The following is a 15,800-nucleotide window of genomic DNA, read 5'->3' on the forward strand; positions in this document are numbered from 1 at the left end:
GACGACGTTTTCACCGGGCCGCGCACAGGCGGCTTGCGCAAACTCTGTCAGCTGAACAGGCGCCGCGCCGCCGGGCTGCCGGCCGAGAGGTCGCGCGATTCGAGCGCGCGGTAGAGGCGGTCGAGTTCGAGGCCGATGGCGGCGAAGGCGTGCAGGGTGATCGGGTTGCCCTGGTCGTCGACCAGCGTCGCATCCAGGTCATCGGCCAGGCGGCGGGCGCAATGCTGCCAGGCGGCGAAGGGCTCAGCCGACTCCAGCGTCTGTGGCACATCCAGGCTCAGCGACAGCTCGCGCAGCGCGGCATGGCCGGGGTCGTCGGCCAGCGCCACCTGGGCATCGAAGACCAGCGTCAGGATGGCGGGCGCGCCGTCTTCCTGCGCCGGCAGCACCAGGCGCCCCGGCACCGAGCCCGGCACGAAGCCATGGCGGCCGGCGGCCTGCTGCACATAGCCGACAGACCAGGCGATGGTGTTGGCCCGCAGGATGGCCGTCAATTGCGCGTCGTGCTGGCTCGCGAAAGTATCCAGCTCTCGGGCCCTCGCCACCGCGTCCAGCATGTCCGGGAAATCGGTGGCCGCGCTCAGCGCCTCGGCAAACGCCCCCACCTTCTGGACGAACTCGGAGTACTCGATTTCGTTCACCGGCCCATGCCGATTGGCCATCTGCAGCCCTGCCTGGAACTCGCCGTAGCGCTGGCCTGAGCGCGGCATCTCCCATTCGCTGGTCTCGGCATTCAAGCCCTCGACATGGAACGGCTTGGTGCCCGCCCGGCGGCTGCCGGGGAAATGCTGCAGCGCCAACTCACCGGTCACCGGCGACTCGGGCGTGATCGTCGCAATGGCATCGATCAACGCGTCGACCTTGGCCTGCCGGCGCAGCGAGACGGTGGGCAAGGCGCGTGCATCGGCCGACTCCATCAGCGCCGGATCGGCCTGCGGCGTCAGCGTGGGTTCCATGCGTGGCGCGTGGTCGCTGCCCGTGGCCTGTTGCGGCAGACGCGGTGTCCCGCGCCGTGCCGTCCAGGCGCCATGCACCACCACCGCCAGCAACACCAGGCCGGCCACCATGGCCAACGCCACCGTCAAGGTCATTCGAATCCCTCGTGTTCCATGCCCGTCACGGGCTCGACTGCATCCGCGCCGAGCGCCATCATCAGGCAGCCTCGACCATGCCGATGGCAGATTCCATGTCGACCGCCACGATGCGCGAGACACCCTGCTCCTGCATCGTCACGCCGATCAGCTGCTCGGCCATTTCCATCGCGATCTTGTTGTGCGAGATGAACAGGAACTGGGTGCCCTTGGACATCTCGCTGACCAGCTTGGCGTAGCGCTCGGTGTTGGCATCGTCCAGCGGCGCGTCCACCTCGTCGAGCAGGCAGAACGGCGCCGGATTCAGCAGGAAGATCGCGAAAACCAGCGCGATGGCGGTGAGCGCCTTCTCGCCACCCGACAGCAGGTGGATGGTCGAGTTTTTCTTGCCAGGCGGCTGGGCCATCACCTGCACGCCGGCGTCGAGCACCTCGTCGCCGGTCATGATCAGCCGGGCCTGACCGCCGCCGAAGAGGCTGGGGAACATGCGGCCGAAGCCTTCGTTGACCTGGTTGAACGTGGTCATCAGCAGGTCGCGCGTTTCCAGGTCGATCTTGTGGATCGCGTCTTCCAGCGTCTGAATGGCGTCGTTCAGGTCGGCGTTTTGCGCATCCAGGAAGGTTTTGCGCTCTCTCGCCGCCGTCAGTTCGTCCAGCGCCGCCAGGTTCACCGCGCCAAGGCCGGCGATCTCGCGGTTGATGCGGTCGATCTCGCCCTGCAGGCCCCACAGCTTCACTTGGCCATCGGCGATGGTCTGGGCCAGCGCTTCGAGGTTCACCTCGGCCGCCGTCAGTTGCTCCATGTACTGCGCGCCGCCCAACTGCGCAGCCTGGGTTTCCAGCTGCAGCTTGGTGATGCGCTCGCGCAGCGGATCGAGGCTGCGCTCGAACTGCAGGCGCTGCTCATCGGCCGCGCGCAGCTTGGCCGACAGATCGTCGTATTCGCTGCGGGTGGCGGCCAGCGCCTGTTCTTTTTCGAGCTTGATCGCCAGCGCGTCCTGCAACCCGGCCTGGGCCGCCGCGTCGTTGAAGCTGCCCAGCTCCAGCTGCAACTGCTCGCCGGCCTGCGCGTTCGCCAGCACCTGGCTGGCGGCTGTCTCGATGGCCCGCTGCAGCTCGCCGCGGCGGGCGCTCAGCGCCCGCGCCTGGAACTGGGCCTCCTGCGCCTGGCGCTCGAGCGACCGCAGTTGCTCGCGCGCATCGTTCAGCTTGCGCTCGGCCTGGATCACGGCCTCTTCCAGCTCGGCGTGGCGCTCTTGCGTGTTGGCCAGCTGCATGTCCAGCTCTTCAAAGCGCGCTTCGCCCGTGGCGCGGCGCTCGGAGAGCTCGTCCATCTGGCCATCGATTTCGGCCAGCTCGTCTTCCAGTTGCTGGCGCCGCGTCGACGCGGCATCGGCTTGCTGGCTCAGTTGCAGCAACTGCACTTGCAGCTGGTGCGCCCGGGTCTGGGTTTCGCCGGCCTCGCGCCGCGCCACCACCAAGCGCTGCGACGCTTCGGTGTAGGCGGCTTCGTGTCGCACGAGCAGCGTGCGGGCTTCATCGGCGATGAGCGCCTGGGCGCGCGTCTGGCGCTCCAGGTTTTCGATCTCCTGCGCCCGCGCCAGCATGCCGGCCTGCTCGGAGTCAGGGGCGTAGAACGAGACGGCGAACTGCGACACCGCATGGCCATCGCGGGTCATGATGACCTCGCCATGGGTCAGCTGGCTGCGCTGGGCCAGGGCTTCGTCGAGGCTGGCGGCGGTGTAGACGCCTTCCAGCCAGTCGTTCATCAGCGCCTTCATGCCGGCATCGGACAGGCGCAGCAGATCAGACAGGCGCGACAGCGTCTGGTGGGTGTTGGCAATCGCCGCCTGCGGCAGCGAATAGAAGGCCAGCTTGGCGGGCGGCGCGTCGGCGGCAAAGGCACGAACGATGTCCAGCCGGCCGACCGAGAGCGCGTTCAGGCGCTCGCGCAGCGCCGATTCGAGCGCCACCTCCCAGCCGGCCTCGATGTGCAGCTGTGTCCACAGCGCCTGCAAGCCATCAAGCCCGTGCTTGGCCAGCCAGGGCTTGAGCTTGCCCTCGGTTTGCACCTTCTCCTGCAGGGCACGCAGGGCTTCGAGGCGGGCAGTGAGGTCGGCCTGCTTTGCCGATTCGCGGTTGACCGTGTCCTGCTGTTGGCGACGCTGCTCGTCGAGCAGCGGCACCTCTTCGCTCAGCTCTTGAAGCCGCGCATCGGCCTCATCGCGCGCTGCGCTAGCGGACTCGCTGTCTTCACGCAACTGGGCCAGGCGGTCCATGTCGGGCGCGGCCAGGCCCTGGCGCTCGGTGGCCAGTCGCTCGCGCCGGGTGCGCAAGGCGCGGTTCTGCTCGTCGATGTTGCGGCTCTCGGCAGCCAGCACCTGGATCTGCTGCTGGACCTGGGCCACCTGGGTGCGCTGGTCGTTCGCCTTGGCCTGCGCCGCACGGACCGCATCTTCATGATTCGGCGCCAGCATGGCCTGCTCTTCGGCCTGCGCCGCGAGGATCTCGGCCTGCTCTTCGGCAGCCGCGATCTGCTCGGCAATCGTCTCCAGCTCGGCCTCGGCGTCGCTCTTGCGTGCGGCCCACTGCGCGTTCTGCGCCTGCAAATCGGCCAGGCGAGCCTCGGCGCGCTGGCGGCCTTCGACCACATAGCGGATGCGCTCTTCCAGCCGGCTGACTTCCAGCTGGGCCTGCGCCAGGTCACCCTGGCGGGCGTGCAGCGCATCGGACGCGGCGTAATGGGCCTGCCGGATGGTCTCCAGCTCAGCCTCCACATGACGCAGCTCAGCCAAGCGGGCTTCCAGCGCATTGGTGGCTTCGAGCGAAGCGAGCTTGACCCGCTCCTCCTCGGCCGCAGCGTCGCGGTGCTTCAGGAACCACAGCTGGTGCAGCTTGAGCGTGCCCTGCTCCTGCAGGCCACGGTACTGCGCCGCCACCTCGGCCTGGCGTTCGAGCTTCTCCAGGTTGGCGTTCAGCTCGCGCAGGATGTCTTCGACGCGGGTGAGGTTCTCGCGGGTGTCCTTCAGGCGGTTCTCGGTTTCCCGTCGGCGCTCTTTGTACTTGGAGACCCCGGCCGCCTCTTCGAGGAAGAGTCGCAACTCTTCAGGCTTCGACTCGATGATGCGGCTGATCGTGCCCTGGCCGATGATGGCGTAGGCGCGCGGCCCCAGGCCGGTGCCCAGGAACACGTCCTGCACATCGCGGCGGCGCACCGGCTGGTTGTTGATGAAGTAGCTGGAGGTGCCGTCTCGCGTCAGCACCCGCTTCACCGCGATCTCGCTGTACTGGTTCCAGCTGCCGCCCGCGCGACCATCTTCATTGCTGAAGACCAGCTCGACGCTCGCCCGGCTGGCCGGCTTGCGGTTGCCCGAGCCGTTGAAGATCACGTCCTGCATGGACTCGCCACGCAGCTCGCTGGCCTTCGATTCGCCCAGCACCCAGCGCACCGCGTCCATGATGTTGGACTTGCCGCAACCATTGGGGCCGACCACGCCGACCCGCTGACCGGGCAGCTGGAAAGTGGTGGGCTCGGCGAATGACTTGAAGCCGGACAGCTTGATCTGGTTGAGCCGCATGAAGGAAAAGGACCCGCCGCAAAGGGCGCCTCCCAGGCGCACAACCTTCGCACTAAGTCTTTGATTTGCTTGGGTATTTTGGCCGGAACCAGGCCGCAAAAGTGGCCAGGATGATACCATCGCGCCCTTCCCGAACCTACCGTCCGGTCGCCGCGCTCGGCGGCCGGCGCCGCCATGGCCCGCACCCGCACCCCAACCAGCACCCGAACCAAGCCGACCGCCGCTGCCGAACCGAAGCAGCGCCCGATGCCGCCCAACCCGCCGAGTGCGCCGTCCAAAGAGCTGCATGTGTTCCCGAACCCGGCGCCGGAACGTGACTACGTCATCCAGTTCCAGATCCCCGAGTTCACCTGCCATTGCCCGCTGACGGGCCAGCCTGATTTCGCGCACTTCACCATCGACATGGTGTGCGACAAGCTCTGCGTCGAGCTGAAGAGCCTGAAGATGTACATGTGGAGCTTCCGCGACGAAGGCGCGTTCCACGAGAAGGTGACGAACGACATCCTCACCAAGATCGTCGAGGTGACCAAGCCGCGCTACGCCCGCATCACGGCCAAGTGGTACGTGCGCGGCGGCATCTACACCAATGTGGTGGCCGAACACCGCAAGAAGGGCTGGAAGCCCGATGCGCCGGTGACACTGCCGGCCCACTCGACCGAGCGCGGCCTGCTGGGCTGACCGGCCCACCCGATCACCACCGCCATCGACATGGGCGCACTTGCAGGACACCCGTCCTACCAGAAGTACGAGGTCGCGGTGCGCCGCAGCCCGATCGACGGGTTTGGCGTGTTCGCGCTTGAGCCGGTGCCCAAGTGGCAGAAGATCGGCGAGGTGCGGGGCGAGTCGATCAGCGTGTCGGAAGCCCGGCGACGCGCGGCCATGCTGCAGCGCATCATGATCGTGGAGGTGTCACCGAAGACGGCCATCGACCTGGCCCGATCAACCGACCCGATGCGCTTCACCAACCACAGCTGCCAGCCCAACGGGCAATTGCGCATCACCGACGGCCGCATCGAGTTTTACGCGCTGCGCGACATCGCGCCGGGCGAAGAGATCACCGTCAGCTACGGCGAAACCCACCATGCCGGCCAGCTCACCTGCCGGTGCGGTGCACCCGGCTGCGCCGGCTCGCTCTGACCTTCAGGCCACCGCCGGGTCGCCCAGCCACTGGCGCAGCAGGCGTTCCAGCGCCTGGGGGTCGATCGGCTTGGCCAGGTGGGCGTCCATGCCGGCATCCAGGCAGCGTTGTCGGTCATCCTCGTAGACATTCGCTGTCATCGCGATGATCGGCGTGCGCTGGTGCAGTGGCAGCCGGCGGATGCGCCGCGTGGCCTCCAGCCCATCCATCAGCGGCATGTGCATGTCCATCAACACCAGCGGATAAGCCTGCTGCTGCGCCAGGGCCACCGCGATGGCGCCATCGCCGGCGAGATCGGCCTGCAGGCCATGGCGCGCCAGCAGGGCCTGGATCACCTCCTGGTTGACGGCGTTGTCTTCCACCACCAGCACCTTTCCGGGCAGATGCCATCGAGGCAGCCCGGCCACCGCCGGCGCCGGCACGGCGCCCGGTGCCGGCGAGGCCTCGCCGCTTGGCATCAGGCGCTGCAACGGCAGCAGGATCCAGAAGCGGCTGCCCTGCCCGGGCTGGCTGGCCACGCCAATCTGGCCGCCCATCAGCTGGCACAGCTCGCGGCTGATGGTCAGGCCCAAGCCGGTGCCGCCAAAGCGGCGGGTGGTTGACACATCGGCCTGCTCGAAGGCATCGAACACCCGCACCTGTTGCTCTGCCGTCAAGCCGATACCGCTGTCCCACACCTCGAAGCGCAACCAGACGCGATCGGGCCCGTCTTCTCGCACCTGCGAAACCGCCAGTCCTACCTCGCCGCGCTGGGTGAACTTGACCGCATTGCCGAGAAAATTGAGCAGCACCTGGCCCAAGCGACGCTCATCACCCAGCAGCCGCAGCGGCAGGCCGGCTTCCATCGAGCGATGCAGCTGCAGGCCCTTGTCCCGAGCGGCGGACTCGACCATGCCCAGCATGCGATCCACCAGCGCCTGCAAATCGAAGGCCACCGTCTCCAGCGACAGCTTGCCGGCCTCGATGCGCGAAAGATCCAGCACGTCATTGATCAGGCCCATCAAGTGCTGTGCGGCATCGAAAACGCGCTTGAGGCGCTCGCGCTGTACAGGCTCCTGGCTGTCGTCGTGCAACAACTGGGTCAACCCGATCACCGCGTTCATCGGCGTGCGGATCTCGTGGCTCATGTTGGCCAGAAAGGCGCTCTTGGCGCGGCTGGCCGCCTCGGCGGCCTCCTTGGCGGTGGCCAGGTCGGCGGTGCGTTCACGCACCTGCCGCTCAAGGTCTGAGTTGGCATGCTGCAGACGCGCCTCGCTGTCACGCAGCGCCGCCTCGGCCGCCCTTCGCTGCGCCAACTCGTCAGAAAGCGACTGAACCGTCTGCCCCAACCGTTCGTTCATCGCATTGAACGCCTGCCCGAGGCGGCGAAACTCTTCGGTGCCCCGCACAGAGACGCGGCGGCTCAGGTCGCCTGCCGCAATGCCCTCGGCCACTTCACTCAGCCGAGCCAAGGGCCGAGACAGGATGGCGGCGATCAGCCACACCGCGCCCATGCCAAGCAGCGCCAGCAGTGTGATGAAGCCGATCCATTCGCCCCTCAGCTTCTGCAGCGGCGCGTCGAACTGGCGCTTGGGCTCATATACCATGACCTGCCAGCGCGTGCCGGGCACCGGTGCCACATGGCCGTGCCAGATGCGGCCCGCCCACTGGGGCTCTTGCGGGCCGGGCGTGTTCTCCACATGAAAGCCCGACGGCAGGTGCCGCTCACCCGCCAGGCGCGAATCGGTGCCGGCGAACAACTGCCCCTGCGCGTCGAAAACAATGCCGTGGACATCGCCGTGGGCACTCAGGCTGTCGGCCAGCACCTGCCCGAGCAGACCCGCTTCGAGGCGCAGGCGCAACAAGCCCAGCACCGTGCCATCTCGCTTGACCGGCGCGGCCGCGAACAGCGCGGGGTGATCGTCCCAAGAAGGGGTCAACGGGCCCAGCAGTTGCGGGTAGCGCCGGGCCAGCACCTCTTTCACATAGACCTCGTCCGCCTCCGGACGCCCGATGCGCTGCGCCTGGGTGTCGGCCAGATTGCGCCCGTTCACATCCAGCAGGCCCACCGACGTGGCATGCAGCGGCTCGCGCAGGGCCACCAGCGTCAGTACCCTGTTGGCCCAGAGGGGGTCGACCGAGGCCGGCTTGTCCAGCAGCTCGGGCAGGCCTGGCATCGCCACGTCGGCCCGCAGGTTGTCGAGGATGCGGTCTGCACGCGCGCCCAGGTCGCGCGCGGCCTCCTGCGACAGCGAATGCAGTTCGGCGTTGCGCTCGTCGGCCGTGCGGCGCGACTCGGTGAGGTATTGCCAACCACTCACCAACCCGAGCGGCAACAGCGTGACCCCCACCAGCACCCCCGCCACCAACAAGCGGGTCTTCACGGCAGCAAGTCTCCCCGCAAGAGATCAGCCGGCTCCACGGGGCGCGCCAGCATGCCTTTGTCCAGGAAGAAGGCGCTGTAGCGCGCCACGATCGGCCCCAGCGTCTGCGGCGGGCCGTCAGCCCCCAGCAGGCGCCGGTTGTCATCGCGGCGCATCAACCGCACGCCTTTGAGCGACACCTTGGCCGCGTCGGTACGCACCCGCGCGGCGATGCGCCGGTGCCCCTCTTCCGGGTTGTCGAGCCACCAATCCACGGCGCGCAACCAGGCCGCCACGAATCGGCGCAACTCGGGAGCCCGGCGCTCCACGGTGGCGCGGCTCGCGGCCAGCACATCGGGGATGAGGCCCGGCGTCTCGGCGCTGGTGAAGAGCTTGGTGGCCCCGCCCGCCTCGGCTTCGCTGGCGTAGGGCTCCCAGGTGTGACCCAGGTCGATCTCGCCTGCCGCCAGTAGCCGCGGCACTTCGGCCGCATCGGCGTTGATCCACGCGATGCGCGCTGCGTCGATGCCCTGCCGGCGCAGGAACTCGCGCGCGAAAAGCTCGCCGAAGCCGCCCAGGTTGGTGGCCAGCGACAGCTTTCCGCCCCCCTTGATCTCGACACCACGCCTCAACAGCAGCGCGTCGCCGCCGGCAGACTCGTCACTGACGAGAAACACTTGTACCGGCGTGCGGCCATGGGTCGCATTGATGAGGTCGCCGAGCGCCACAGCGATCACGTCCACCTGGCCCGCGGCGAACTCGGCCATCATGCGATCTGTGTTGGCGGGGAAGCTGATTGCCAGCTTCACCTGTGACTCAGCGAGGTAGCCGAGGTCGTCGGCCAGCACCGCGGGGTAGTAGCCGGCCCACAGGTCCATCGCCAGCCGCAAGGGCGCCAATTCGGTTTCGGGCGCGGGCCGGTCAGAGCAACCAGGCAGGCTGAATGCCGCGGCCAGCCCACCCAGGCCGACCAGGCCCCTCAGGCACTGACGCCGGCGCAGCATGGCAGCGCCACCGGCCTGCTCGACCAGATCTGCCCCAACGCCGCCAGCGTCTGGACCGGTACCGCATCTGCCCATCGGCTGTTCAGATGATCAGTGATGACGGCCATTGTGGCGCGTCAAGTCACGCGTGACTACCTCGGGGTGCACCCGGGGCCTCGCTGATAATCATTCGCATGAACCCCCTGCTTGGCAGGCTGCATGCCTATCCCTTCGAGCGCCTGCGCTCGCTGACGCGCGACATCACCCCCAACCCGGCGTACCGCCCGATCAGCCTGGGCATCGGCGAGCCTCGCCACCCGGCCCCGGCACTGGTTGAAGAGGCGCTTTGCGCCAACCTGGGCGGGTTGTCGAGCTACCCGGCCACCGCTGGCGAGCCTGCACTGCGCGAAGCCATCACGGCCTGGGTGGAGCGCCGTTACGGCGTGGCGCTGAACGCGGCCACGCAGGTGCTGCCGGTGAACGGCTCACGCGAGGCCCTGTTTTCGCTGGCCCAGGCGGTGATCGACGCGAGCCGCCCTGGCGCCACGGTGGTGTGTCCAAACCCGTTCTATCAGATCTACGAAGGGGCGGCGATTCTGGCCGGCGCACAGCCCGCGTTCGCCAACAGCGACCCGGCGCGCAACTTCGCTTGCGATTGGAGCCAGATCGACGAGGCCACCTGGGCCCGCACCCAGCTGGTGTTCGCCTGTTCGCCCGGCAACCCCACCGGTGCGGTGATGCCCTTGTCCGAGTGGAAGACGCTGTTCGAGTTGTCCGACCGCTTTGGCTTCGTCATTGCCAGCGACGAGTGCTACTCGGAGATCTACTTTCGCGACGAGCCGCCGCTCGGCGCGCTCGCCGCCGCCCGCGCGCTCGGCCGCCAGGACTTCCGCAACCTGGTGGTGCTGTCCAGCCTGTCCAAACGCAGCAACGTGCCCGGCATGCGCTCGGGCTTCGTGGCCGGCGACGCTGACGTCCTGAAGGGTTTCCTGCTGTACCGCACCTACCACGGCAGTGCGATGAGCAAGGTGGTGCAGGCCGCGAGCATCGCCGCCTGGAACGACGAAGCGCATGTGGAAGACAACCGCGCGCAGTACCGCGCCAAGTTCGCACAAGTGACGCCATTGCTCGCCAACGTGCTGGATGTTCAGCTGCCAGATGCAGGCTTCTACCTGTGGGCCGGCGTGCCAGTGCATGCCCATGGTGGCGACGACATTGCGTTCAGCCTGGGCCTGCTCGCTCAATACAATGTGGCGGTTCTCCCCGGCAGTCTGTTGGCGCGCGAGGCCCATGGCCACAACCCCGGCGCCGGCCGCATCCGCATGGCGCTCGTGGCCGAAGGCCCCGAATGCCTGGAAGCCGCCGAACGAATCGTTGCCTACACGCGATCCCTCTGATCCCCACCCCCACATGACCCACGCCCTGCAAACCCTCATCGACCAAGCCTGGGAAGAACGCACCCAGCTCAGCCCCGCATCGGCCTCGCCTGCCATCCGCGAAGCGGTCGACCAGGTCATCGCCGACTTGAACGCCGGGCGCCTGCGCGTGGCCGAGCGCCAAGGTGTGGGCCAGTGGACGGTGAACCAGTGGGTCAAGAAGGCGGTGCTGCTGTCGTTCCGCCTGAACGACAACCGCCGCATGCAATCGGGTGATCTGACCTTCTTCGACAAGGTCGACACCAAGTTCTCGCACATGGACGACGCGGCGCTGGCCGCCTGCGGCGTGCGGGTGGTGCCGCCGGCCGTGGCGCGCCGTGGCAGCTACATCGCCAAGGGCGCGGTGCTGATGCCCTCTTACGTGAACATCGGCGCCTATGTCGACGAAGGCACGATGGTCGACACCTGGGCCACCGTCGGTTCTTGCGCGCAGATCGGCAAGAACGTGCATCTTTCTGGCGGCGTGGGCATCGGCGGCGTGCTCGAGCCATTGCAAGCCAACCCGACCATCATCGAAGATAACTGCTTCATCGGTGCGCGCTCCGAAGTGGTCGAAGGCGTGATCGTTGAAGAAAATTCGGTGATCTCGATGGGCGTATACATCGGCCAGAGCACGAAAATCTACGACCGTGCCACGGGCGAGGTGATCTACGGCCGGGTACCGGCGGGCTCCGTGGTCGTGAGTGGCAACCTTCCCTCGCCGGACGGCAAGTACAGCCTGTACTGCGCCGTGATCGTCAAGCGGGTGGATGCACAGACCCGGGCAAAGACCAGTATCAACGAACTGCTGCGCGGCTGATACCCTCCCGCACACACCACACCTCGCGCCAAGCGCTGAAACTTTCACCCGCCGGGAGACATGCCGTGATCACGATGGAAAACGTGTTGCGCCTGATGGCCGACAAGAACGCCTCGGACTTGTACCTCTCGGCCAACGCGCCCATCTTGCTGAAGGTGAACGGCCAGTTGGTGCCCGTGACTGAGCACGTGCTGCCGCCCGCCGCGCCGCGCCAGCTGCTGACCGAAATCCTCACGCCGCTGCAGTTGGAAGAGCTGGAGCAAGAAGGCGAGCTGAACGTCGGTCTCGGCATCCCCAAGGTCGGCAGCTTCCGGCTCTCGGCCTTCAAGCAGCGGGCCACGATCGCGGCGGTGGTGCGCTGCATTCCCGTGCGCATCCCGGCGATCGATTCGCTGCACTTGCCCCCGATCCTCGCCTCGCTCGCGCTCGAAAAGCGCGGCCTCATCCTGATGGTGGGCGCCACCGGCACCGGCAAGAGCACGACGATGGCGTCGATGATGGAGTGGCGCAACCAGCACATGTCGGGCCACATCCTCACGATCGAGGATCCGATCGAGTACCTGTTCACCAACAAGCGCTCGGTGGTCAATCAGCGCGAGGTCGGCCGCGACACCAATTCGCTGCACATCGGCCTGAAGAATGCGCTGCGCCAGGCACCGGACTGCATCATGATCGGCGAGATCCGCGACCGCGAGACGATGTCGCAGACGATCTCGTATGCCCTGTCAGGCCACCTGGTGCTGGCCACCCTGCACGCCAACAACAGCCACCACGCGCTCGGCCGTATCCTGTCGTTCTACACGCCCGAATCGCGCCCGGCGCTGCTGGCCGACTTGGGCGCCGCCATGAAGGCCATCGTCTCGCAGCGCCTGCTGCGCGCGTCTGCGGGCGCCCGCATCCCCGCCGTGGAAGTGCTGCTGAACTCGAAGCTCGTCTCCGAGCTCATCGAGAAAGGCGATTTCGGCGGTGTGCGCGAAGCCATGGAGCGCTCGCTGGCTGAAGGCTCGCAGACGTTCGAGCAAGACCTGGCCCGGCTGATCACTGAAGGCCTGGTCACCCGCGAAGAGGCCCTGGTCCACGCCGATTCGCCCACCAACCTGTTGTGGCGTCTGCAAAACGAGACCGAGCCGGTCTCGCGCGTGCCGGTCACCAAGCCCGAGCCCGAAAGCCCCTCGTTCACCGAGATCACCCTCGACGTGGTGCCCGAAGACCCGAAGCCGAAGCCGCTGATCAGCGCGAGAACCCGCTAATTGGGCCCCCACGCCCCTCCCGGGGCTGCCTTGCAGGCCGCGCCGAGCCAGAGGCTCGGCCCATTGCTAGGCACAATCAGTCCTCAGGACTGTTTGTGTCCGAGCAATGCCCCAAGGGGGCTCGCGCAGCGGCCCGGCAAAGCCGGATCCGCGCACGCCACTTGCTCAATACCGGCGGCGAACAGGCAGCGGTTGGTTCGCCAGCCGAGTATGCACACAGCAATCGAATGACGACCGTACTCCGGCTACTCGAAGACCTGCTGGCACGCCCCAGCGTCACCCCTGACGACAAAGGCTGCCAGGCACTGATCGCCGAGCGCCTGGGCGCGGTCGGGTTCACCTGCGACCACCTGCCCTTCGGGCCGGACGACTTCCGTGTCGCCAACCTGTGGGCGGTGCGCAGCGGCAGCCGCCCCGGCCCGACGATCGTCTTCGCTGGCCACACCGATGTGGTGCCGACCGGCCCGCTGGCCAGTTGGAGCAGCGATCCTTTCGTGCCGAGCTACCGCGATGGCAAGCTGTACGGCCGCGGCGCCGCCGACATGAAGACTTCCGTCGCGGCGATGGTCGTGGCGGCCGAAGAGTTTGCGAAAGCCCATCCGGGCCACGCCGGCCGTGTCGCCTTCTTGCTGACCAGCGACGAGGAAGGGCCCTCGGTGGATGGCACGGTCAAGGTGGTCAACGCCTTGAAAGCGCGCGGCGAGCCGCTCGACTGCTGCATCGTCGGTGAACCCACCTCGGTGGAAAAGCTGGGCGACATGATCAAGAACGGCCGGCGCGGCTCGCTGTCGGGCAAGCTCACCGTGCGGGGTGTGCAGGGCCATGTGGCTTACCCCCAGCTGGCAAAGAACCCGATCCACCTGGCGGCGCCGGCGCTGGCCGAGCTGGCCTCCATCGAATGGGACGCGGGCAACGAGTACTTCCCGCCCACCACTTGGCAGATCTCGAACATCCACGGTGGCACCGGCGCCACCAACGTGATCCCGGGCGAGCTGGTGGTCGACTTCAACTTCCGCTTCTCCACCGCCTCCACACCCGAAGGCCTGAAGGCCCGGGTGGCCGAGATCCTGGACCACCATTTGCTCGATTGGTCCATCGCCTGGACGCTGGGCGGCGAGCCGTTCTTGACCCCGGTGGGCAGCCTGGTCAACGCCCTACGCGCCGCGATCGCCGCAGAGACAGGCGAGAGCGCCGAGCTTTCCACCACAGGGGGCACCTCGGATGGGCGCTTCATTGCGAAGCTGTGTGAGCAGGTCGTCGAGTTCGGCCCGGTGAACGCCACCATCCACAAGGTGGACGAACACGTCGCCGTGGATGCCATCGAACCCCTGAAGAACATCTACCGCCGCACGCTCGAAGCGTTGCTGGCCTGAAACCTCTCATGACCGTCATTGAACTCATCGAGCAGATGAGCACCCGCCTGGAGCAGGCCGGCGTCTCCTTCGGCCATGGCACCACCAACGCCTTTGACGAGGCCGCCTGGCTGGTGCTGTGGTCACTGGGGCACCCGCTGGACATGCTGGATGCGGTGGCCGACCAAGCCGTCAGCGACAGCGCAGCCGCTCGTGCCACTGCGCTGGTGGAGCGGCGCATCACCACGCGCAAACCGGCGGCCTACCTGACGGGCGAGGCCTGGCTCCAAGGGGTGCCGTTCACGGTGGACGAGCGCGTCATCGTGCCGCGCTCGTTGATCGCCGAGTGCATCGCCGACGCCACCATCGACCCCTGGCTGGGTGCAGAGACGCGCCGCGTGCTCGACCTGTGCACCGGCAACGGCAGCCTCGCGGTGCTGGCGGCGATGGCCTGGCCCGAGGTGAACGTGGCCGCGGCCGACCTTTCCACCGATGCGTTGGCGGTCGCTCGCACGAACGTGCGCCGCCACGAACTGCAGGACCGTATTCAGCTCTTCCAGGGCGACGGCCTGGCCGCACTCGCGGGGCAGCCGCCGTTCGACCTCATCCTCTGCAACCCGCCCTACGTCAACGCACAATCGATGGCCGAGCTCCCGGCCGAATACCGCGCCGAGCCCGAGATGGCCCTGGCCGGCGGCGCCGATGGGATGGACTTCATCCGCACCTTGCTGCGCGAAGCCCCCGCCTGCATGAGTCCAGCCGCGGTGCTGGTGCTGGAAATCGGCCACGAGCGAGCGCACTTCGAAGCCGCGTTCCCCAGCCTCGAAACCGTCTGGCTGCCGACCAGCGCGGGCGACGATCAGGTGCTGCTGCTCACGCGTGAGGCGTTGATCACCGGCTGATCGCCGACTGAGCGCCGACGGATCGCCGCCGCAGAAAAGAATTTTCGGCGTGGCTGCGTCCAAACGCCGAACAGCTCCGTAGGTGGGAGCGTCACGCTTCGTGACGACGTGATTCCTGTCAACGCAGGGTCGCGAATCCCACCTCACTTCAAGGAGCATCCCCATGTCCCGTCTCTCGCAACGCCAGTTCAAGCTGCCCTTCGTGGCTGCCGCCGCACTGGTCGGTTTCCTGGCCTCCGGCGCACCCTCTTACGCCGCCGACAAGACCTCGTTCCGGATGGTCCGCTCGCCGGCTCTCAACACATCGCCATCCTGCGTGCCCTACGCCAGCGCCAAGGTGAAGATCGTCTCGACGGGCGAGGTCGAGACCATGACGGTCGACGTGGATGGCCTGCCACCCAACACCGGCTTTGATCTGTTCGTGCTGCAGCAGCCCAACGCCCCTTTCGGCATGGCCTGGTACCAATCTGACATCGAAACCGATCAGTACGGCCATGGCAGCGTGAAGGTCCTGGGCCGCTTCAACATCGAGACCTTCATGGTCGCGCCGGGCAGCGTCGCCGCTCCTCAGACTCAGCCTGGCGCCGCCGCCTCGAACCCAGCCACCGCCCCGATCCAGATGTACCACCTGGGCATCTGGTTCAACTCGCCCGCTGATGCGCTGGCCGCGGGCTGCCCGGGCGCCGTCACACCCTTCAACGGCGAACACAACGCCGGGGTGCAGGTGCTCAACACCAGCAACTTCGACGCCCTTTCCGGGCCCCTGCTGAAGATCAACTGATCGACGATGCCGGCAGGGTAGGACGGGACCGTGCGATGGCACCGCGCGATGGCACCACGCGGTCCCGTCCGAGCCCTTGGACACGGCCACGCCCTTCCGTCGCGGGAGCGTGGAGGGGCGCGTGGCCGCTCACGCCGATGCGACCCGGC

The 15,800-nt window shown here is 67.4% G+C and carries 12 protein-coding genes; 8 read left to right on the forward strand and 4 right to left on the reverse strand.

Annotated elements, in window-relative coordinates; translation table 11 throughout:
• Positions 1 to 47 precede the first annotated feature (47 nt).
• Both AACH06_RS10185 and smc read right to left on the reverse strand, forming a co-directional pair.
• The gene (locus tag AACH06_RS10185) at positions 48 to 1,091 is read right to left on the reverse strand and encodes a cell division protein ZipA C-terminal FtsZ-binding domain-containing protein (protein ID WP_341425562.1); all 1,044 of its coding nucleotides are present in this window, start codon (positions 1,089 to 1,091) and stop codon (positions 48 to 50) included.
• Positions 1,092 to 1,152: 61 nt separating this feature from the next.
• Positions 1,153 to 4,668, reverse strand: coding sequence for a chromosome segregation protein SMC (smc, locus tag AACH06_RS10190; protein WP_341425563.1), 3,516 nt, complete (start codon positions 4,666 to 4,668; stop codon positions 1,153 to 1,155).
• 246 nt (positions 4,669 to 4,914) lie between these two features.
• On the opposite strand from smc, the gene queF reads away from it, so the two are divergent.
• On the forward strand, positions 4,915 to 5,346 hold the full coding sequence (gene queF / locus AACH06_RS10195; protein ID WP_341425564.1) for a preQ(1) synthase: 432 nt from the start codon (positions 4,915 to 4,917) through the stop codon (positions 5,344 to 5,346).
• A 30-nt stretch (positions 5,347 to 5,376) separates the two neighbouring features.
• Complete coding sequence (locus AACH06_RS10200; protein ID WP_341425565.1) at positions 5,377 to 5,805, forward strand: SET domain-containing protein; 429 nt, start codon at positions 5,377 to 5,379, stop codon at positions 5,803 to 5,805.
• Positions 5,806 to 5,808: 3 nt separating this feature from the next.
• Here the strand turns inward: AACH06_RS10200 and AACH06_RS10205 are convergent, their stop codons facing one another.
• Together AACH06_RS10205 and AACH06_RS10210 are read right to left on the reverse strand one after the other, a co-directional pair.
• Positions 5,809 to 8,169 (reverse strand): ATP-binding protein, encoded by a 2,361-nt coding sequence (locus AACH06_RS10205; protein WP_341425566.1) that lies wholly within the window; start codon positions 8,167 to 8,169, stop codon positions 5,809 to 5,811.
• Positions 8,166 to 9,152 (reverse strand): ABC transporter substrate-binding protein, encoded by a 987-nt coding sequence (locus AACH06_RS10210; protein WP_341425567.1) that lies wholly within the window; start codon positions 9,150 to 9,152, stop codon positions 8,166 to 8,168. Before AACH06_RS10210 ends, AACH06_RS10205 begins: the two co-directional genes overlap by 4 nt.
• Positions 9,153 to 9,325: 173 nt before the next feature.
• On the opposite strand from AACH06_RS10210, the gene dapC reads away from it, so the two are divergent.
• The 6 genes from dapC (at position 9,326) to AACH06_RS10240 (ending at position 15,651) form a co-directional block, all read left to right on the forward strand.
• Positions 9,326 to 10,528, forward strand: a complete 1,203-nt coding sequence (gene dapC, locus AACH06_RS10215) for a succinyldiaminopimelate transaminase (protein WP_341425568.1) — start codon at positions 9,326 to 9,328, stop codon at positions 10,526 to 10,528.
• Between the two features lie 13 nt (positions 10,529 to 10,541).
• A complete protein-coding gene (gene dapD, locus AACH06_RS10220; RefSeq protein WP_341425569.1) occupies positions 10,542 to 11,366 on the forward strand; it encodes a 2,3,4,5-tetrahydropyridine-2,6-dicarboxylate N-succinyltransferase in 825 nt (274 codons plus the stop codon).
• 74 nt (positions 11,367 to 11,440) lie between these two features.
• Positions 11,441 to 12,616 carry a PilT/PilU family type 4a pilus ATPase gene (locus AACH06_RS10225; RefSeq protein ID WP_341425929.1) on the forward strand — a complete coding sequence of 392 codons (1,176 nt, stop codon included), beginning with the start codon at positions 11,441 to 11,443 and terminating at the stop codon, positions 12,614 to 12,616.
• A gap of 227 nt (positions 12,617 to 12,843) precedes the next feature.
• Positions 12,844 to 13,989, forward strand: coding sequence for a succinyl-diaminopimelate desuccinylase (gene dapE / locus AACH06_RS10230; RefSeq protein ID WP_341425570.1), 1,146 nt, complete (start codon positions 12,844 to 12,846; stop codon positions 13,987 to 13,989).
• Between the two features lie 8 nt (positions 13,990 to 13,997).
• On the forward strand, positions 13,998 to 14,870 hold the full coding sequence (gene prmB, locus AACH06_RS10235) for a 50S ribosomal protein L3 N(5)-glutamine methyltransferase (RefSeq protein ID WP_341425571.1): 873 nt from the start codon (positions 13,998 to 14,000) through the stop codon (positions 14,868 to 14,870).
• A gap of 163 nt (positions 14,871 to 15,033) precedes the next feature.
• Positions 15,034 to 15,651: a hypothetical protein gene (locus AACH06_RS10240; protein WP_341425572.1), complete on the forward strand. Its 618-nt coding sequence runs from the start codon at positions 15,034 to 15,036 to the stop codon at positions 15,649 to 15,651.
• Positions 15,652 to 15,800: the final 149 nt, after the last annotated feature.

It is taken from the genome of Ideonella lacteola (assembly GCF_038066555.1).
GTDB classification, from domain to species: Bacteria; Pseudomonadota; Gammaproteobacteria; order Burkholderiales; family Burkholderiaceae_C; genus Ideonella; species Ideonella lacteola.